This is a genomic window from Nitrobacter sp., from assembly GCF_051535215.1.
Classification (GTDB): domain Bacteria; phylum Pseudomonadota; class Alphaproteobacteria; order Rhizobiales; family Xanthobacteraceae; genus Nitrobacter.
This window is the reverse complement of sequence record NZ_JBPPLY010000002.1, coordinates 156,878-175,363: the sequence shown is the minus strand read 5'-3', so window position 1 is coordinate 175,363 and position 18,486 is coordinate 156,878. Positions and strand designations below refer to the sequence as shown.

16 protein-coding genes and 1 tRNA gene are annotated in these 18,486 nt (G+C 62.3%); 10 read left to right on the top strand and 7 right to left on the bottom strand.

The window, feature by feature from the left end; all coding sequences use genetic code 11:
• Positions 1–128: 128 nt before the first annotated feature.
• The 3 genes from ACS3WB_RS03455 to ACS3WB_RS03445 are packed head-to-tail and all read right to left on the bottom strand — an operon-like array spanning position 129 to position 3,563.
• Positions 129–1,373, bottom strand: a complete 1,245-nt coding sequence (locus tag ACS3WB_RS03455) for a class I SAM-dependent methyltransferase (protein ID WP_438274172.1) — start codon at positions 1,371–1,373, stop codon at positions 129–131.
• Positions 1,360–2,184 carry a DUF1365 domain-containing protein gene (locus ACS3WB_RS03450; protein WP_438274171.1) on the bottom strand — a complete coding sequence of 275 codons (825 nt, stop codon included), beginning with the start codon at positions 2,182–2,184 and terminating at the stop codon, positions 1,360–1,362. The genes ACS3WB_RS03455 and ACS3WB_RS03450 overlap by 14 nt, the downstream gene beginning before the upstream one ends.
• On the bottom strand, positions 2,184–3,563 hold the full coding sequence (locus ACS3WB_RS03445; RefSeq protein WP_438274170.1) for an NAD(P)/FAD-dependent oxidoreductase: 1,380 nt from the start codon (positions 3,561–3,563) through the stop codon (positions 2,184–2,186). The genes ACS3WB_RS03450 and ACS3WB_RS03445 overlap by 1 nt, the downstream gene beginning before the upstream one ends.
• A 189-nt stretch (positions 3,564–3,752) precedes the next feature.
• Between ACS3WB_RS03445 and ACS3WB_RS03440 the strand changes: the two genes are divergently transcribed.
• The 5 genes from ACS3WB_RS03440 (at position 3,753) to ACS3WB_RS03420 (ending at position 6,808) form a co-directional block, all read left to right on the top strand.
• Positions 3,753–4,328 (top strand): sigma-70 family RNA polymerase sigma factor, encoded by a 576-nt coding sequence (locus ACS3WB_RS03440; RefSeq protein ID WP_438274169.1) that lies wholly within the window; start codon positions 3,753–3,755, stop codon positions 4,326–4,328.
• Positions 4,325–4,975 (top strand): ChrR family anti-sigma-E factor, encoded by a 651-nt coding sequence (locus ACS3WB_RS03435; protein ID WP_438274168.1) that lies wholly within the window; start codon positions 4,325–4,327, stop codon positions 4,973–4,975. The genes ACS3WB_RS03440 and ACS3WB_RS03435 overlap by 4 nt, the downstream gene beginning before the upstream one ends.
• 203 nt (positions 4,976–5,178) lie before the next feature.
• Positions 5,179–6,015 carry a DUF1295 domain-containing protein gene (locus tag ACS3WB_RS03430; protein ID WP_438274167.1) on the top strand — a complete coding sequence of 279 codons (837 nt, stop codon included), beginning with the start codon at positions 5,179–5,181 and terminating at the stop codon, positions 6,013–6,015.
• Positions 6,012–6,233, top strand: a complete 222-nt coding sequence (locus ACS3WB_RS03425; protein ID WP_438274166.1) for a hypothetical protein — start codon at positions 6,012–6,014, stop codon at positions 6,231–6,233. Before ACS3WB_RS03430 ends, ACS3WB_RS03425 begins: the two co-directional genes overlap by 4 nt.
• Before the next feature lie 74 nt (positions 6,234–6,307).
• Positions 6,308–6,808, top strand: a complete 501-nt coding sequence (locus tag ACS3WB_RS03420) for a hypothetical protein (RefSeq protein WP_438274165.1) — start codon at positions 6,308–6,310, stop codon at positions 6,806–6,808.
• A gap of 6 nt (positions 6,809–6,814) precedes the next feature.
• Here ACS3WB_RS03420 and ACS3WB_RS03415 read toward each other — a convergent pair whose 3' ends face one another.
• On the bottom strand, positions 6,815–7,225 hold the full coding sequence (locus tag ACS3WB_RS03415; RefSeq protein WP_438274164.1) for a DUF2177 family protein: 411 nt from the start codon (positions 7,223–7,225) through the stop codon (positions 6,815–6,817).
• A 724-nt stretch (positions 7,226–7,949) separates the two neighbouring features.
• Between ACS3WB_RS03415 and ACS3WB_RS03410 the strand changes: the two genes are divergently transcribed.
• Positions 7,950–8,411, top strand: a complete 462-nt coding sequence (locus ACS3WB_RS03410) for a DUF3489 domain-containing protein (protein WP_438274163.1) — start codon at positions 7,950–7,952, stop codon at positions 8,409–8,411.
• Between the two features lie 264 nt (positions 8,412–8,675).
• On the opposite strand, the gene ACS3WB_RS03405 is transcribed toward ACS3WB_RS03410, so the two are convergent.
• Together ACS3WB_RS03405 and cpdR are read right to left on the bottom strand one after the other, a co-directional pair.
• Positions 8,676–8,750: transfer RNA gene (locus ACS3WB_RS03405), tRNA-Val, on the bottom strand.
• Positions 8,751–8,824: 74 nt separating this feature from the next.
• Positions 8,825–9,184, bottom strand: a complete 360-nt coding sequence (gene cpdR, locus ACS3WB_RS03400; RefSeq protein WP_438274362.1) for a cell cycle two-component system response regulator CpdR — start codon at positions 9,182–9,184, stop codon at positions 8,825–8,827.
• 185 nt (positions 9,185–9,369) lie between these two features.
• Here cpdR and ACS3WB_RS03395 point away from each other — a divergent pair, with 185 nt between their 5' ends.
• Positions 9,370–10,257: an N-formylglutamate amidohydrolase gene (locus ACS3WB_RS03395; protein ID WP_438274162.1), complete on the top strand. Its 888-nt coding sequence runs from the start codon at positions 9,370–9,372 to the stop codon at positions 10,255–10,257.
• 494 nt (positions 10,258–10,751) lie between these two features.
• Positions 10,752–11,537 (top strand): histidinol-phosphatase, encoded by a 786-nt coding sequence (gene hisN / locus ACS3WB_RS03390; RefSeq protein WP_438274161.1) that lies wholly within the window; start codon positions 10,752–10,754, stop codon positions 11,535–11,537.
• Here hisN and ACS3WB_RS03385 read toward each other — a convergent pair.
• Positions 11,534–12,478, bottom strand: a complete 945-nt coding sequence (locus ACS3WB_RS03385; protein WP_438274160.1) for an alpha/beta fold hydrolase — start codon at positions 12,476–12,478, stop codon at positions 11,534–11,536. The genes hisN and ACS3WB_RS03385 overlap by 4 nt on opposite strands.
• 219 nt (positions 12,479–12,697) lie before the next feature.
• Between ACS3WB_RS03385 and ACS3WB_RS03380 the strand changes: the two genes are divergently transcribed.
• Entirely contained in the window at positions 12,698–13,159 is a 462-nt protein-coding gene (locus ACS3WB_RS03380; protein WP_438274159.1) for an Hsp20 family protein, read from the top strand.
• A 429-nt stretch (positions 13,160–13,588) separates the two neighbouring features.
• Positions 13,589–18,367, top strand: a complete 4,779-nt coding sequence (gltB, locus tag ACS3WB_RS03375) for a glutamate synthase large subunit (RefSeq protein ID WP_438274158.1) — start codon at positions 13,589–13,591, stop codon at positions 18,365–18,367.
• The last annotated feature ends 119 nt before the right edge of the window (positions 18,368–18,486 follow it).

The window sequence follows — 18,486 nt, the reverse complement described above, 5'->3', positions numbered from 1 at the left end:
AGTTGATTGTTCGGACCCGAGGTGACTTCGGTAACTGCCGAGACGCTTCGCGCACCGATGGGCATGCGGGCTATTTTGTTGGTCGCAAGTGAGCAGAGATGCGAGCACGTGGTCGGAATCGCTATAACTCAAGCCTGTCGAGAATCGCTGTCAGCTTTCGCTAGGACGTAAAAGCCGACATCGATGGTTCCGGCCCTGAAGCCCGCCTCGCAATAACAGAGATAATAGTCCCAGATTCGGCGGAACCGCTCCGGAAACCCCATCGCCTCTATCGATGGCCAAGACTTGCGAAAACGCTTGCGCCATTCGGCCAGTGTCGTTGCGTAGCTGTCACCAAAACTTTGCGTCGAAAGCAGCCTGAGGCCCGTCCCTGCGCCGTGCTCGGCGATCATCGCTTTGGTCGGAAGCATGCCGCCCGGGAAAATATGGCGCTGGATGAAATCGGCCGAGCGGCGATACGCGGCAAAGCGCGCCTCGTCGATGGTGATCACCTGGAGGACGGCGACGCCGCCGTTCTTCAGGCGGTCATGCAATGTCTTGAAATAGACCGGCCAGTATGCCTCGCCGACGGCCTCCAGCATCTCGATCGAGACGATCCTGTCATAGGATCCCCGGACGTCGCGATAGTCCATCAAGTCAAGCGAGATCGTCCCGGCGATGTCTTTTTCCTCCGCGCCGCGCCGCCGGGCAAATGCCAGTTGTTCGGACGACAGGGTGACGCCGGTAACGCGGGCGCCGGCGCGGGCCAGTCTCGTGGCCAGCGCTCCCCAACCGCAACCGATCTCGAGGACATGCTCGCCGCCGCGCAGGTTCATGAGTTCGACGATCCGGGCGAGCTTGGCGTCCTGAGCATCCTCGAGCGTCTGGCCCGGATGCTGGTAGAGCGCCGAGGAGTAGGTCATGCTCGGATCGAGCCAGGACTGGTAGAACTCGTTGCCGAGATCATAGTGGAACACGACGTTCCGGCGGCTGCCCGACTTGCTGTTCTCCCGCAAAATGTGCCGCATACGACCGAGCATCCGCGCCGGCCACAATCCGGAAATCCAGTCGTTGAGTGGTGCGACGTTGCGTGCCGCCAGACCCAGCAATGCGGCGAGATCGGGACTCGACCAGTCGCCGTCGAGATAGGCTTCGGCGAAGCCGAGGTCGCCCTGAATGGCAAGCCGTCTTAATGCGCGCCAGCGATGGAGAACGAGAGTCGCGGCGATTCCGGGCCGTGTGCCATGGTGCTCGACGAGTTCGCCGGATGGCAGCACGACGGTGATATGGCCGAATTCGATCCGCGCGACGACGCGGCGCAGCAGGCGCGCGGCCAAGCCTGCTGCGCCGCGGCCGACGCCCCTTGCTTCACGGATTCCGCTATCGGAGGACATTGGTCGCGTCCTTTCTCGAACCGGTGTTAGCGGCATCGCCATCGCGGCCGAGCGTGACCGGCCGAACGGGTGGAGCGGGGCGCTCCTGCAAGCGAATGCCCTTGAGCCAGATCCGGAAGGCTTCCCAGTAGATGCCGGCGATCACTTTCAGCGTCAGCAGCGGATAGGCGCAGAAGGCGCGCGCCAGCGCGGCGTCCGTCAGATCCTGCCGGGTCGCGGAAAGCCTGGCGACGATCAGTGGTCCCTGGCTATCGCGGCCGATGACCGAAACCGACAAATTCTTTCCCGGAGGAACGACCGAGAAGGAATAGGCCATGTCGGTGGTCATGAAGGGCGAGACATAGAACGATTTTCGGCTTTCCTGACGGATCGGTGCTTTTGCGTCGCGCGGCACGGGAATGAGATAATTGTGCCGCTGACCGAACGTGTTGTTGACCTCGTAGAATATCGCCGAAAGCGAGTTGTCCCGTCTGTGGCAGAAGTAGATACTGAGCGGATTGAAGGCGTATCCCAGGATGCGCGGCATGGCGAGCAGCCGGATGGGGCCGTTGGATTCGATGCCCGCTTCCTGCAGATGCTGCTCGATTCTGTCGCGCGGCGAAATTGCCGTTCCCTCGCCATGATCGGCATCATGGAGGCTGAAAAGATTGAAGCGATTATGCGAGAACAAGCGAAGCCTGTCCGCCAATGCGTCGATTTCGTCGAGATCGAGCAGCAGGTAGAAAATGCCGTAGCGCAATCGATGCTCCCGCGGCCGCAATCGGTGATGCATGACCGAGCCGAAGTAGAGGGAGGAATGAAACCCCGGCATCAGGCCACCTCTGTTGCAGGCATGGCGGGCAGGACCGCATGAACGCAGATGCGGCCCGACTCGTCCGGGACCGTCCACGGCCGCCGCACGCCGCCGAGAGCTTCGGCGACCGCGAGGCCGGCCTGCAATCCGTCCTCGTGGAAACCTGCGCCAAAATAGGCGCCGCAGAACCAGGTGTTGCGGCGGCCCTGCAAGGACCAGAGCTGTTGCTGCGCCTGCATCGCATGGATATCGAAAAGGGGATGGCTGTAGCGCATTCGTCGCAAGACTGAGTCGGGCGCGATTTCCCGGTGCGGATTGAGCGTCACGAACAGAGGCCGGGCGCTTTCGATGTCCTGGAGGCGGTTCATCCAGTAAGTGACGGCGAGCTTGCGAGCGTTGTCATCGCCCTTGGTCACGTAGTTCCAGCTCGACCAGACCCGGCGTCTTCGCGGCATGAGGCGCGCATCGGTATGAAGGATTGCCTCGTTGGCGATATAGTCGAACGCGCCGAGCAGCCGCAGTTCATCGCCGCTCGGATCGGCAAGCATCTGCAAAGCCTGATCCGCATGGGTCGCGATCACCACCTGATCGAAACGGCGGCGAAGCCCGTCATGGCCGATGATTTCAGCTCCGTCCGCCGTCCGGACGACCTGCCTTATCGGATGGCTGCAAACGATCTCGGATATCGCGTCGGCAAGCCTCCGCACATAGGATCTGCTGCCTCCGGCCACGGTTCGCCAGACGGGGCGTCCGGACAGCTTCAGGAGACCGTGGGTTTCGCAGAATCTGATGAACGAAGCCGCCGGATAGGAGCCGATCCTTGCCGCGGGCGTCGACCAGATGGCCGCCGCCATCGGATAGAGATGATCGTCGCGAAAGCTCTCGCCATAGCCGGCGGCGTCGAGATATTCGTCGAGCGTCATCACGCCCAGCGCCGCTACATTGCGCGGCGCCTCGCGATAGAAGCGAACCAGATCGCGCAGCATCCGCCAGAAGCGCGGGCTGATCGCGTTTCGACCCTGCGCAAAAAGGCCGAGGAAGTTGGTGCCTGAATATTCAAGCCGGCCATCGTCGAGCGAAACGGCGAACGACATGTCGGACCGTTTCGTGGCGACGCCGATATGCTGGAACAGGGCCGTCAGGTTCGGATAGGCGGTCTCGTTGAAGACGATAAAGCCGGTATCGACCGCGACGCCCGCGGCGTCGACTGTATGGCTGTGCCCGCCCAGCCGGTCATCGGCTTCATAAAGGACAACCCGGTGCTGTTTGGAGAGCAGCCACGCGGCAGACAGGCCCGAAATGCCGCTCCCGACAACGGCAATATCGAGGCTTCGAGCAGGTGAAGCCTCATGGCCACGAATGCCATTCCAATCACTGGCAGCAAAGATTTCGGTCAAAGGATTTCCATTGGCGCGGCGTCCTGCCAATATTTACGGAACTGACGGAGCGATGGATCACTTGCGGCGGAGAAAACGGGTGATCCGGGGACTGCGCTCCGACGTATCAGGGGGCAAATGGATGCTGCAGGGTTACATCTCCACCACAGGCGCAGGCGGCAGATCCGCTCGGCAGCAAGGCTCATTGTTTTGAACGACGCCAGAGAGAAGGAGGCGACGCCCTCTCCCGAGGAGCTGATCCGCCTCATCGATGCTGTCGCCAAGGACAAGGACCGGAGTGCCTTCGCGCAATTGTTCGCGTATTTCGCGCCGCGCGTGAAAAGCTTCCTGATGCGCTCCGGTTTTGCCGATCACATGGCCGAGGAGGTAGCGCAGGAGGTCATGCTCACGCTTTGGCGCAAGGCGTCCTATTTCGATCCATGCCGCGCGGGGGCGTCGACATGGGTGTTCACGATTGCCAGCAACCGGCGGATCGACAGGTTGCGCCGGGCGCGTTCCCGGGACCAATGGCCCGATCCGAGCGACGAAGCCGACCAGCCGCTGTCGGGTGAAGAGATCGCGATCACAGTCGATCGCGAGCAGAAGATACGAGCAGCTCTTGGAGGCCTGTCGAGCGAGCAGGCGGCGGTCGTGCAGCTCTCCTACTTCGCCGAGAAGCCGCACGCCGAGATCGCCCGCGAACTGGACATCCCGCTTGGCACCGTAAAATCCCGAATCCGGCTCGCACTGGAGCGGCTACGGACCCTCTTGGACGACGACCTATGACGATCCATCATCACCCCAGCGACGAAACGCTGCTCCGCCTCGCGGCCGGAACGCTGGGCGCCGGACCGGCGCTGGTCGTGTCCGTTCACCTCGAAAGTTGCGCGCACTGCCGCTGGCGCCTGTCGGGTTTCGAGGCCATGGGCGGCGCGCTTCTTGAAGAAATGCGACCGGTGCCGCTTGCCGCGGACCTGTTCGGGCGAACCATTGAACGGCTTGAAGCTATTCCGCCCGAGCCGGCGAGAGAACCCCCGCCGAGGAAGCAGCCGGCACTCGGCATGGATCTTCCCCGCGCACTGCGCCATTGCGACGTCGGACCATGGCGCTGGCTCGGGCCCGGCTTCCATTGGAGCAAGGTGACGATTGCTGGAAGCCCGGAGGCCAAGGTCATGCTGCTCAAGGGCAGAACGGGGCTTCATCTCCCTGCCCATGGGCATACCGGTCTGGAGTTCATGCAGGTCCTGTCAGGATCGCTGGCGGACGAGCGCGGCCGATATTTCCCCGGCGATCTCGACGAAGCCGACGACGAGGTCGATCACCGCCCGGTGGTGGGCGAGGAATCGGAGTGCATATGTCTCGCCGCTCTGGAAGGCGATACGCGTCTTCATGGCTTGTTGGGCCGCCTTCTGCGTCCGTTCGTGGGCTTTTGAACCGTGGCCGGAGCACGGGCCGACCGGATTCATCTCGCCAGTGACGCTCGGCGCACGGACGCATTGTCGTCTCCAGTAGAGATACGCGATACCGTCATTCGCATCGGCTCTCTAATAACCCTTCGGGGCATCCACCATGGATGCAAGCACCGGCAAACCCTCCGCGTCTACCGATCCAGCAAACAGCAGCAGGACCGGATCACATGACACTCGCGATCGCGCTTGCCACGTTCGCGGTTTGCCTTTCGGCGGCGATGGCCGGGGCGTGGCTGGTCGCGCTTCGGACCGGCCGGTCAGGCTGGATCGACGCGATCTGGTCGTTTGCGACCGGTGGTTTCGGCGCGGCAGCGGCTCTTGTGCCCTTCGCCGGCGGCGAAATGAGAACCCGTCAGGTACTGGTGGCGCTGCTGGCCATCGTATGGTCGCTGCGTCTTGGTCTCCATATCGCGATCCGCACCGCCCGCGGCGGCGGCGATGATCCGCGCTACCGGCAATTGCGCGAGGAATGGGGAAGCGCGTTCAAATCCCGGCTGTTCTGGTTCCTGCAAATCCAGGCCCTGGCCGCGCTGGTTCTCGCACTGTCGATCGCAATCGCTGCCCGCAATCCGGCACCTGGACCGAGATTGCCGGACTGGCTGGGCGTCGCGGTGCTGATCGCGGCGATCGTCGGGGAAACCATCGCCGATCGCCAGCTTTCGGCTTTTCGTTCCGATCCGGGAAACAAAGGCAAGGTTTGCAGCGTCGGGCTCTGGGGCATGTCTCGTCACCCGAACTATTTCTTCGAATGGCTGGGCTGGCTCGCCTATGCCGTGATCGCTGTCGATTTCACCGGGGCTTATCCGTGGGGATGGCTGGCGCTTGCCGGACCGCTCTTGATGTACTGGCTCCTTGTGCATGTCTCCGGCATCCCGCCCCTCGAGGCGCATATGCTGCGTTCTCGCGGCGAAGCCTTTCGCGACTATCAGCGACGCGTCAACGCCTTCTGGCCCGGACCGCAACGCCGTGGCGGCGCAGCCGGCGGCAATGGAGTTTCGCCATGAGCCTGATTTCCTCGGCGATCCGCGCCGCCGAGCGCTCCCCGCTTCCCGACCCGTTGGCACGCATCGGGATCGAGCGTCTGGTCAGTCGGACAAAAAGGAAGCTCCCCGCTGCGTCCGGTCAGCAGGAAGAGGATTTCGCCCGCGCCATGGCGAAGCTCCCGATCGCCGAACATGCCGATGCCGCCAACGCGGAGCACTACCTGCTGCGCCCGGCATGACGCGAGGGACGGCCATGGGCCTTGTCCACGAAATCCGGCGGCGAGTTGCGGCCTATGCCGCCCATGACGATCCCATGGTCGCCGCCTGCAACGTGATTGCCTTGGTCGTCGCCGCCAACCAACCCTTCTATCCGCTCTATGTCTATTGGGCGGTCAGCGACCAGATCTGGCCGACCTTCTTCACGTTCCTATCGACGCCATTCTTCCTGGCGGTGCCGGCGCTGGCCAGACGATCGCCGACGGCAGGCCGGGCGCTTCTTCCTGTTGCCGGCATGGCCAACGTGGTTTTGAGTGCCGAAATGTTCGGACAGGCATCAGGCGTGGAGATTTTTCTCATTCCCTGCGCGCTGATTGCCGCGACCTTCTTCCGGGCTTTCGAAAGGCTGACTGCCTTCGTTCTCATCGGGATGGCGATGCTCGTCTACCTGGGATCTGGCGATTTGTACGGTGCGCCCGTCCACCGCTACTCCGCGGCCGAATACCACGCTTTCGTCAGATTGAACGCGATGAGCGCCGGTACGCTGACCGTATTCGTCGGACTTGTCGCCTCGGGGCTGCTGAGCCGCCGAACGTAATCCTTGTCAGGTCGAGGGCGTGATGGCGCGCGTGATCAGGAAACCGATGGTCGCCGCCAACGCCGTCAAAAATGTTCCCCAGCACAGGTCGGCGACGGTGACGGCGGCTGGCCAATTGCGCAATGTCGCCTGGTTTGTCAGGTCATAGGTCGCATAGGCAACGAATCCGAGAAATGCTCCGTAGAATGTGGCGGTGGTCCAGCGCCCGCTGGCCATTGCCGGGGCGATGGCGAACACCACGATGCCTGCGATATAGATCAGGTAGAAGAGCAGCGCGGGCAGAAGGCGGAAGCTCTCAAGCAGCATGTCGCCGATCAGCGGCCGGTAAAGCCGTTGCGCGGCAACTGTCAACCAGACGGCGTCGATGGCGAGAAACACCAGGCCGGTCGCGAGATAGGCGATGCCATAAGTTTTCAAGGGGATTTCCTTTCCCGCTCCAGTCCTGAAGATGTTACGCGCCAGCGGGAGGATCGGATCACTCCGCCTCCTAGACAGAAGAATCTGCGCGACATGTGTGAACGGGCGCCGGGGTCACGTAACTGGAAGGTTGGGCGGTCACGCTCTGAAGGGAATTAAGAAAACCGGGTAGAAGCGGGTCACGATTGACGCCGGTCCAGAGCCGGCCTCGGTGCCGAAGACCTGCCTCATGCGCTTTGACAACAATAAATACTCGGTCAGCGCCAACGCCGTCGGACGGTCAGGGGGCGCATCTCGCCGTCCAGAGAGGCTCGCCGATCGTGCTCATCCGAGAATTTCGCCGGCACCAATCCGATAAACGAGCAACAAGATTGCTCAGAAAGGACTGGCTTTGCTGCGGCAACAGAGCATTAGTGCGGCTGTCATAGCGAGCGCGTAGACTCGTCAGGATCTTGACCCCGCCGGTTTTTGGGCAGTGCGGGGCTGCGGCGGTGGGGCGCGAGGGATGCCCCGTAACCACGGAGATCCTGATGACGAAAGCCAAAGCAAAGCAGCCAGCCACGACCAGACGTACTTCAAAATTAGCTACTCCCCGATCCATTAAAGCCAAACACGTTGCCGCACGACAAAAAGGCCAGCGGCATCGAAGGTATTTCCGGCTAACGATGCATCCGCTTCGCCAGCAAAAGCGACCGGCGCTCGCGCCAATTCCAAGCAGGCCCGGGTGCTTGCTCTGCTGCGATCGACAGATGGCTGCACGATCAAAGCCGTCGTTAAGGCGACGGGTTGGCAACCGCATTCGGTGCGTGGGTTCTTTGCCGGTGTCGTTCGCAAGAAACTGAAGCTCGATCTTGATTCCGAGCTTGTCGATGACGTCCGACGCTATCGCATCACCGATCCGCGCGAACGTCGCGCGGGCCTCATCCGTGCCATTGCACGGAGCCAGCAGTGGCTGGAGGAGATCGTCTCCGGACGATCGACCATCGAACAGATTGCGGTCAGACAAAAATGCAGCGCACGGCAAGTCAATCTGACGCTGTCGATGGCCTTCCTCGCGCCGTCCCTGATCAAGGCCGCCATCGAAGGGCGCCTACCCCGTGGCATCGACATTGCGGCACTCCGCGACGCACCGCTCGAGTGGTCGAAACAGTATATCAAACTCGGATTGCCCACGCTTTTGTTATGATCGTCGGAACGGCGGCTACGTAAGCCAATCCCGTCACTTTTCCAGGGCCAGTGTCAGGCGCTGGGATCTGCGCGACAACCCGGCAACAAGCTCATGAGCTGACGGACTCTGCCAGGAACAGGAATTTTCGTACCAGAGACAGCGAGCGAAAAATGGGCATATCCACGAACGGAGACAGCCACCCACAAAACCAGGGTCAGAAAACCCCGCCAACGGCGGTCCTTTCCGATCGGTCTCCATACAATAGCGAAACAGCCGACTGGATGGTGGGCGCGACAGGGATCGAACCTGTGACCCCTACCATGTCAAGGTAGTGCTCTCCCGCTGAGCTACGCGCCCGGAAAACGTCCGCATGGGGTCGCCGCGACCTATATCGGCTCCGGTGCTGACAGGCAAGGACGGGCGGGCATGAATTACGCCGCCAGCATCTTGTTCACTTCGCTGACCAATTCCCGCAGATGCACCGGCTTGGAGAGCACCTTGGCGTTCTTGGGCGCCGCGGAATCGGAATTCAGCGCGACGGCGGCAAAGCCGGTGATGAACATGATCTTGATATCGGGATCGAGTTCCGACGCGCGCCGCGCCAGTTCGATCCCGTCCATTTCCGGCATCACGATATCGGTGAGAAGCATTTCAAATGGCTCCTCGCGCAGTCTCTGGTAGGCTGACAGGCCGTTGTCATAGGACGATACCTTGAAACCAGCGTTTTCCAGCGCCTTGACCAGAAATCGGCGCATGTCGTTGTCGTCTTCGGCAAGAAGGATTTTGTGCATGGCGGTGGTATCGGGCCCGGCTTGGAGGAGCAATGACCCCACTAAGCCCGATGAGGGTAAATTTGGGGTGAAAGCGAACTTTGGCTTGGCAGAATGGCTGCGATTATCGACAATGCAGGCTCGTAAGGCGCCTGTCCAGCCAACATCCGACAGGCGGCTGCGCAATTTCAGGATGACGCCCGGCAATGACCCAATTTGACGGCGGCCAGACGCCCCCTTTCGAGATCGCTGAGCCGGCGCAGTGGCGGTCTCCCATCATCTTCAACTCCCCGCATTCCGGCTCAATCTATCCGGAGGAGTTTCTGGCCGCGTCGCGAATCGACCTTGCCAGCCTTCGCCGATCCGAAGACTCGTTCATGGATGAACTGATCGTTGGCCTCGTCGACCTTGGCTTTCCCGTGGTTCGGGTCAACTTTCCCCGATCCTATGTCGACGTCAACCGCGAACCTTACGAGCTCGATCCCCGGATGTTCACCGGTCGTTTGCCGAGCTTCGCCAATACGCGATCGATGCGGGTCGTGGGCGGCCTCGGCACCATTCCGCGCGTCGTCGGCGACGGCCAGGAGATCTATCGCGAACGTCTCAGCGTCGACGACGCGCTCGGTCGGATCGAACTGCTCTACAAACCCTACCATCGCGCGTTGCGGCGGCTGATCCACAAGGCCCACCAGACGTTCGGGACGGCCATTGTTGTGGATTGCCACTCGATGCCGTCGACCGGCATTTCTCACGATGAACCGAGACGGCCCGATATCGTGATCGGCGATCGCTATGACACCAGTTGCGCGCCGCTGCTTCCAAACGTCATCGAGGACGTGATGAGCGGCCTCGGCTATTCGGTCGGCCGCAACAAACCCTACGCCGGCGGTTTCATCACCGAGCATTACGGCAATCCGGCAAGCGGACTTCACGCGGTGCAGTTCGAGCTCAACCGCGCCGTCTACATGGATGAACGCCGTCGCGAGCGTGGCCCGCGCTTCGGCCAGGTTGCCGCGGATTTCATGACGCTCGCCGACGCGCTGGCCGCCATCCCGCTCGGCGATCTCGGGACATTCCGATCGGCCGCCGAATAGACCGCCGCCCGCGACGTGGCGAGACTTCGAAGCGACCTCGCGGACGGAAAAAGAAAAAGGGCCGCTCGTCGAACCAAGCGGCCCAAGTCTAGGGAGGAAACGCCCAAGGAGGGCAGCAGTAGCGCGAGGGCTACCGCACCGCAACAATATGCGGCCGCGCTGCACAAAAAGCAAGGGATTTCAAACGATTTTTCCCCGCGATTAGGTATATTCTGATTTCGCCGTGCACCAGCCAGACAACATGTTTTCTAAGTAATTCCAATGATTTAATTCCATCGCGGCACGCTTGGCACAGTCCTGCCGCAACCGCGGGGAACGATTTCCCTCTTCCGAGCGCAGATGTCGCATGTCCGGCACTCCATGGGAGAATGAGCTGAGAATGGGATAACTGCTGTGCAATGGATCGCAGACGGTGCGGCCTTCGATTCCTGCATGTATAGGAGGCGCTCAACTTGGGGGGCGCGCGCGTGCGAACATCGCCCGGTGAGGTAGACGTGACGGTGATCGATTTTACCGCCTTCATAGACCGTCTCGCGACGGCAGCGGGCGAAACGATTCTTCCTTTCTTCAGAACGTCCCTTCTCGGCGTCGAGAACAAGTGTGACGCTCGCGGCTTTGATCCGGTCACGGAGGCGGATCGGGCCGCCGAGGCGGTCATGCGCCGGATGATCAAGGCGAGTTTCCCACAGCACGGCATCGTCGGCGAGGAATTCGGCAACCAGGATGAAGACGCCGAATACGTCTGGATGCTGGATCCGATCGACGGCACGAAGTCGTTTATCGCCGGCTTTCCCATCTGGGGCACACTGATCGCGTTGCTTCATCGCGGCATGCCGGTCTACGGCATGATGCACCAGCCCTACATCGGCGAACGGTTCAGCGGCGACAACCGCTCCGCGAGCTATCAGGGTCCGTCGAACGGGCGCAAGCTCGCGGTGCGCCGGTGTGCATCGCTGAAAGAGGCGACATCGTTCACGACCAGTCCGCTGTTGATGAATGCCGACGACCGTGCAGCCTTCGGCAAGGTCGAGGCCGAGGTTCGGCTGACCCGCTATGGCGGCGACTGTTATTCCTATTGCATGCTGGCCGCGGGTCATCTCGATCTCGTCATCGAGACGGAGTTGAAGCCCTATGACATCGCCGCCTTGATCCCGATCATCACCGGAGCGGGCGGCGTGATCACGACGTGGGAGGGCGAGCCCGCGCAAGGCGGCGGCCGCGTCGTCGCCACGGGCGATCCGCGCGTGCACGAAGCTGCGCTGAAACTGCTGAATCGCTAGAACAACGGCGACCCCGGCACGAAGGCGTCGAACGCCGCCCAGAACTGAGCGCGATAGCGATTTTGCTCCTGCAGGATCTCGTGCTTCGATCCGGCGATAACGAGGTGCGAACCGCTGCGCAGGTGATAAGCGAACTCCTCGATCGCGGGAGTGGAGACGATGGTGTCGTCGCCTGCCGCGATCATCAGCAGCGGCTGACGAATCGTCGATGGATAATTCGTCGCGCAGAATTCATGCATGGCCCGGAAGGCGGTATCGGCCCATGCCACCGTCGGAGAGGCGATCCCCAGTGCGGGATCTTCCTCAAGGATCGCAACGTTGCGGGCGAACCGGACGGGGTCGCTGGTCAAGGGATTGCCGATGAAATCGGCGACGCCGGTGAGTTGATCAGTGCCGCCGGGGACATAGTGCCCACCCTGTCCGAACAGCCGCATCGCGCGCAGCACCACACGCGCCGGGAAGGCGGTGCGGCGTCCGGGCAGATCGATCATCGGCGCCGACAGCACGATGCGGTCGAACCAGCGTTTGCCGGCGTGCGCCACGCGCAGCAGCACCGCGCCGCCCATCGAATGCGCCAGCGCGAAGTACGGCGGCGGGCAATCCGGCAGGACCACCTGCTCCATGAACGACTGAATGTCGATCTCGTAGTCGGAAAAACGACGCACGTAGCCCTTGCGCGGATCGGACGACAGCCGCGTCGAGAGGCCCTGCCCCCGCCAATCGACCATCGCCACCGCAAAACCACGATCGCGCAGATCGCATACGGTCTCGAAATATTTTTCGATCTGCTCGCCGCGCCCGGCAAACACGCAGACCGTGCCTTTTCGCCCCGGCGGCGGCGCCCATCGCGCAAAGCGCAGATCGATGCCGTCGGACGTCCTGACAGTGCCGCAGATATAATTTTCCGGAACCGGATTTGCGGGGATCGAAACAAGCCTCATGACCCGGACCGGCTGGAGGAAAAGGCTCAATAACGGAAGGACGGGACCATCAAAAACGGGCGCGGCCCGTCTCTTGAACCCGTTTGGAGCCCTCCCATATCATCACTGTGCAGGCCGCTACCAGTGTTCCGAAGCCGGATCATCAGGCTGCACACAGACGAAAGCCCGGCCCGATTGGCGGGCGGGTCCATTCAATGTCGCTCTATGGAGGACTGACCTATGCGTACTTTCGATCTCACCCCGTTTTATCGTTCCACCGTCGGATTCGACCGCCTCTTCAACCTGCTCGACCAGACTCATGGCGATGCGCCGGGCTACCCGCCCTATAACATCGAGCGCACCGGCGAGAACGAGTACCGCATTTCCGTGGCCGTCTCCGGCTTCGCCCCGAGCGAACTCTCCATCGTCGCGAAGGAAAACACGCTGACGATCAAGGGCGAGAAGGTTGCCAATGAAAACGGCAAGGACAAGTCCGAGGTGCTGTATCGCGGCATTGCGGCGCGCGCCTTCGAACGCGCGTTCCAACTCGCCGATTTCGTACAGGTGAAGAACGCCTCGCTCGAAAACGGCCTGCTCCACGTCGATCTCGTCCGCGAAATTCCCGAGGCCAAGAAGCCCCGCACCATTCCGATCGCAACCAGCGCGCCCTCGGCGCCGGCGGTCGAGAAAGCGGCAGCCTGACGCTCCTCCCGCGCGAACGATTTTCGAACGCTGAATACAGGACGCCCCGGAAAACCGGGGCGTCCTTGTGTTGAGCGGCAGGGCATAACTTCATGCGATCAGGGACTCCCGGACGCTTGTGTGGTAGAGAAAAATTTGGCAATGTCTGGGTTAGGACAGCAAGGCTGTCTTAATTTTGACGGGACGGCGTGACATCGGGTTTTGCCGCGAATGCAGGCGTCCGATGTCCGGTTGTGGACATGGCAAACCGGCTTTCCACCGAGGACGTTGGGCACCAGGTTTGACTTCTCAAAACTTCGGCTCGCGGCGTGCGAGTGGTGGCCCCAGGATTGTCGATCGGGGTGCCGCGACCGTCCAAGGTGCGCCGTAGACACGGATAGCGTTTCGGGATGTCTCAAATCCCGGCCGGGAAAGGGTACTGGGCTTAAGATGAGTGGGCCATCGTTCGAGCGGGATAACATCGGCCTAAAACCTCCGGCGGCGAATTCGGCCGCCAAACCGCTTGCACCCGCGCATGAGTACACCGGCCGCGACCACGCGCCACACGAACACACGCCGCGCGAACACACCTGGCGTCCGCCGGCGGAGGGCCTCTATGACCTCGCCCAGGAAAAGGATGCCTGTGGCGTCGGCTTCATCGCCAACATCAAGGGCAGGAAATCCCATCAGATCGTGTCCGACGCGATCAGCATTCTCTGCAACCTCGAGCATCGCGGCGCGGTGGGCGCCGACCCGCGAGCCGGCGACGGCGCGGGCATCCTGGTGCAGATTCCGCACGGTTTTTTTGCGCGGAAGGCGAAGGAGCTTGGCTTCACGCTGCCGAAGCCCGGCGAATATGCGGTCGGTGCGCTGTTCATGCCGCGGGAGGTCGTCTGGCGCGAGGTTATCCAGCGCATCATCGCCGACCAGATCAAGGCTGAAGGCCTGACGCTGCTCGGCTGGCGCGAGGTGCCGACCGACAACTCCTCGCTCGGCGAAACCGTGAAACCGACCGAACCCGCCAATATGCAGGTGTTCATCGGTCGCAACGGCGCGGCCGGAACGGAGGACGAGTTCGAACGACGGCTCTATATCCTGCGCAAGTCGATCTCGCAGGCGATCTTCCAGCGGCGCGAGCGCGGCCTTTCCGGCTACTATCCGGTGTCGATGTCGTGCCGAACCGTGATCTACAAGGGCATGTTTCTCGCCGACCAGCTCGGCAGCTACTATCCCGACCTGCACGAGCCGGATTTCGAGTCGGCGCTGGCGCTCGTGCATCAGCGCTTTTCCACCAACACCTTCCCGACCTGGTCGCTGGCCCATCCTTACCGCATGATCGCGCACAACGGCGAGATCAACACGCTGCGCGGCAACGTCAACTGGATGGCGGCGCGGCAAGCGTCGGTGCATTCGGAACTGTACGGAAAGGACATCAGCCGGCTCTGGCCGATTTCCTATGAAGGCCAGTCCGACACCGCCTGCTTCGACAACAGTCTCGAATTCCTGGTGCAGGGCGGCTATTCGCTCGCGCATGCGGTGATGATGATGATCCCGGAAGCGTGGGCGGGCAATCCGTTGATGGATGAGCAGCGCCGCGCGTTTTACGAGTATCATGCGGCGCTGATGGAGCCGTGGGACGGCCCTGCCGCGATCGCCTTCACCGACGGCCGCCAGATCGGCGCCACGCTCGACCGCAACGGCCTGCGTCCGGCGCGCTATCTCGTCACCAGCGACGATCGCATCGTGATGGCGTCCGAAATGGGCGTGCTCAAGATTCCGGAAGAGCAGATCGTCACCAAGTGGCGATTACAGCCCGGCAAGATGCTGCTGGTCGACCTCGAACAGGGACGCCTCATCCCCGACGACGAGATCAAGGCTACGCTGGCGAACAGCCATCCGTATCGGGAGTGGCTCGGCCGTACCCAGATCCAGGTCGAGAACCTGCCGGCCGCGCCCGCCAAGGGAGCCCGCTCGAACCTGCCGTTGCTGGATCGTCAGCAGGCATTTGGCTATTCGCAGGAAGACATCAATATCCTGCTGACGCCCATGGCGTCGATCGGCGAGGAAGCCTCGGGCTCGATGGGCAACGACACGCCGATCTCGGCGCTGTCGGACCGACCCAAGCAGCTTTTCACCTACTTCAAGCAGAATTTCGCGCAGGTGACGAACCCGCCGATCGATCCCATCCGCGAAGAACTGGTGATGAGCCTGGTCTCGATCATCGGACCGCGGCCGAACCTGTTCGATCTCGAAGGTCTCGCCTCCACCAAGCGGCTCGAGGTGCATCAGCCGATCCTCACTGACGCCGATCTCGAGAAGATCCGCTCGATTTCCGATGTCGCGGACTCGCACTTCGTCTCGCGCACTCTGGACATCACCTTCCACTCGGGCCTCGGCGCGGCGAACCTCGAGCAGGTGCTCGACGAACTCTGCGCACGCGCCGAAGCCGCGGTGCGCGAAGGCGTCAACATCATCATCCTGTCAGACCGGATGACCGGCATCGACCGGATTCCGATCCCTTCGCTTCTCGCCTGCGCCGCCGTGCATCATCACCTGATCCGCGTCGGATTGCGCACCTCGGTCGGCCTCGTCATCGAATCCGGCGAGCCGCGGGAAGTGCATCACTTCGCGTGTCTCGCGGGCTACGGCGCGGAGGCGATCAATCCCTATCTCGCGTTCGAGAGCATCATCGCGATGAAGGATCGACTGCCCGGCAGCCTCGACGACAAGGAAATCGTCAAGCGCTATATCAAGTCGATCGGCAAGGGCCTTTTGAAGGTCATGTCGAAGATGGGCATCTCGACCTATCAGTCCTATTGCGGCGCGCAGATCTTCGACGCCGTGGGGCTGAAGGCCGAATTCGTCGCCAAGTATTTCGCCGGCACGCACACCCGCATCGAGGGGGTGGGCCTTGCGGAAATCGCGGAAGAAACCGTGCGGCGGCATGCGGACGCGTTCGGCGACGTCCAGATCTACAAGACCGCGCTCGACGTCGGCGGCGAATACGCCTACCGCACCCGCGGCGAGGATCACGCCTGGACCGCGGAGTCGGTCGCCAACCTGCAGCACGCCGTGCGTGGCAATTCGCAGGAGCGCTATCGCGCGTTCGCGAAGATCCTCAACGAACAGTCCGAGCGGCTGCTGACACTGCGCGGCCTGTTCAAGTTCAAGACCGCCGAGGACGAAAATCGTAAGCCTGTCGCCCTCGATGAGGTCGAGCCGGCGAAAGAGATCGTCAAGCGTTTCGCAACCGGCGCGATGAGCTTTGGCTCGATCTCGCGCGAGGCGCACACCACGCTCGCGATCGCGATGAACCGGATCGGCGGCAAGTCCAATACCGGCGAAGGCGGCGAGGAAGCGGACCGCTTCAAGCCGATGCCGAACGGCGATTCGATGCGCTCGGCGATCAAGCAGGTCGCTTCCGGCCGCTTCGGCGTCACCACTGAGTATCTCATCAACTCCGACATGATGCAGATCAAGATGGCGCAGGGTGCCAAGCCCGGCGAAGGCGGACAATTGCCCGGCCACAAGGTCGACGCCACCATCGCGCGCGTTCGCCATTCGACGCCCGGCGTCGGGCTGATCTCGCCGCCGCCGCATCACGACATCTATTCGATCGAGGATCTCGCCCAGCTCATCTACGACCTGAAGAACGTCAATCCGCAGAGCCTGGTCTCGGTGAAGCTCGTTTCCGAAATCGGCGTCGGCACGGTCGCCGCTGGCGTCGCCAAGGCCCGCGCCGATCACGTCACCATCGCAGGCTTCGAGGGCGGCACCGGCGCGAGCCCCCTCACCTCGATCAAGCACGCCGGCTCGCCATGGGAAATCGGGCTTGCCGAAACCCATCAGACGTTGGTGCGCGAAAGGCTGCGCTCGCGCATCGCGGTGCAGGTGGACGGCGGCTTCCGCACCGGCCGCGACGTGGTGATCGGCGCCCTTCTCGGTGCAGATGAATTCGGCTTCGCCACCGCGCCGCTGATCGCTGCCGGCTGCATCATGATGCGCAAGTGTCATCTCAACACCTGCCCGGTCGGCGTTGCCACTCAGGATCCGGTGCTGCGCAAGCGCTTCACCGGCCAGCCAGAGCACGTCATCAACTACTTCTTCTTCGTCGCCGAGGAAGTGCGCGAGATCATGGCGCAGCTCGGCTATCGCACCTTCAACGAGATGATCGGCCAGGTGCAGATGCTCGACCAGAGCGCGCTGGTAACGCACTGGAAAGCCAAGGGGCTCGACTTCTCCAAGCTGTTCTATCGGCAGAAGGAAGCGCCGGGTCAGACGATCTATCACGTCGAGGCGCAGGACCATCACCTCGACAAGGTGCTGGACCGCAAGCTGATTGCGGAGGCGAAGCCGGCGCTCGATCGCGGCGCGCCGGTGACCATCGAGACCGCCATCAACAACACCGACCGTTCGGCCGGCGCGATGCTGTCGGGTGCGGTCGCGAAGATCTACGGTCATGCCGGCCTGCCGCTCGACACCATCCAGGTCCGTCTCAAGGGCACCGCCGGGCAGGCCTTCGGAGCGTGGCTCTGCCGCGGCATCACCTTCGATCTCGAAGGCGAAGGCAACGACTATGTCGGCAAGGGCCTCTCCGGCGGCCGCATCATCGTACGACCGCCGGCAAATTCCGGCATCGTGCCGGAGGAGTCGATCATCGTCGGCAACACCGTGATGTACGGCGCGATCGAGGGCGAGTGTTATTTCCGCGGCGTCGCCGGCGAGCGCTTCGCCGTGCGCAACTCCGGCGCGGTCGCTGTGGTCGAGGGCGCCGGCGATCATTGCTGCGAATACATGACCGGCGGCATCGTGGTCGTGCTCGGCAAGACCGGGCGCAACTTCGCGGCCGGCATGTCCGGGGGCGTCGCCTACGTGCTCGACGAAGCCGACGATTTTCCGAAGCTGTGCAACCTTGCAATGGTCGATCTCGAGCCGGTGCTCTCGGAAGAGATGATCAATGCCGGCACCTATCACCACAGCGGCGATCTCGAAGCGCATGGCCGCGTCGACGTGTTCCAGAATCTGCTGAACTCCGACGTCGAGCGGCTGCACGTTCTGATCACGCGCCACGCCAAGCTCACCGGCTCCAAACGCGCCGCCGACATTCTTGCGAACTGGAAGGCTTATCTGCCGAAATTCCGTAAAGTGATGCCGGTGGAGTATCGCCGCGCGCTGAAGGAAATGAAGGCCAACGCGGACGCTGAACCGAAAATCGCGATCGGAGCGTAAGATTGAATGGCGTGGCAAAAGCGATTTGCAACCGCACATCGTCTGATATCGTTTGCGATCGCACTAGCCGTACCACTCGCAACTTACCTCATCAGCGGAACGCTGGAGCCTTCGATGAT

Coding starts and splice junctions, on each gene's coding strand:
- ACS3WB_RS03450 (WP_438274171.1), bottom strand. CDS start 2,184: ATGCCGGGGTTTCATTCCTCCCTCTACTTCGGCTCGGTCATGCATCAC.
- ACS3WB_RS03455 (WP_438274172.1), bottom strand. CDS start 1,373: ATGTCCTCCGATAGCGGAATCCGTGAAGCAAGGGGCGTCGGCCGCGGC.
- ACS3WB_RS03435 (WP_438274168.1), top strand. CDS start 4,325: ATGACGATCCATCATCACCCCAGCGACGAAACGCTGCTCCGCCTCGCG.
- ACS3WB_RS03430 (WP_438274167.1), top strand. CDS start 5,179: ATGACACTCGCGATCGCGCTTGCCACGTTCGCGGTTTGCCTTTCGGCG.
- ACS3WB_RS03420 (WP_438274165.1), top strand. CDS start 6,308: ATGGTCGCCGCCTGCAACGTGATTGCCTTGGTCGTCGCCGCCAACCAA.
- ACS3WB_RS03385 (WP_438274160.1), bottom strand. CDS start 12,478: ATGAGGCTTGTTTCGATCCCCGCAAATCCGGTTCCGGAAAATTATATC.
- ACS3WB_RS03395 (WP_438274162.1), top strand. CDS start 9,370: ATGACCCAATTTGACGGCGGCCAGACGCCCCCTTTCGAGATCGCTGAG.
- ACS3WB_RS03380 (WP_438274159.1), top strand. CDS start 12,698: ATGCGTACTTTCGATCTCACCCCGTTTTATCGTTCCACCGTCGGATTC.
- cpdR (WP_438274362.1), bottom strand. CDS start 9,184: ATGCACAAAATCCTTCTTGCCGAAGACGACAACGACATGCGCCGATTT.
- ACS3WB_RS03425 (WP_438274166.1), top strand. CDS start 6,012: ATGAGCCTGATTTCCTCGGCGATCCGCGCCGCCGAGCGCTCCCCGCTT.
- gltB (WP_438274158.1), top strand. CDS start 13,589: ATGAGTGGGCCATCGTTCGAGCGGGATAACATCGGCCTAAAACCTCCG.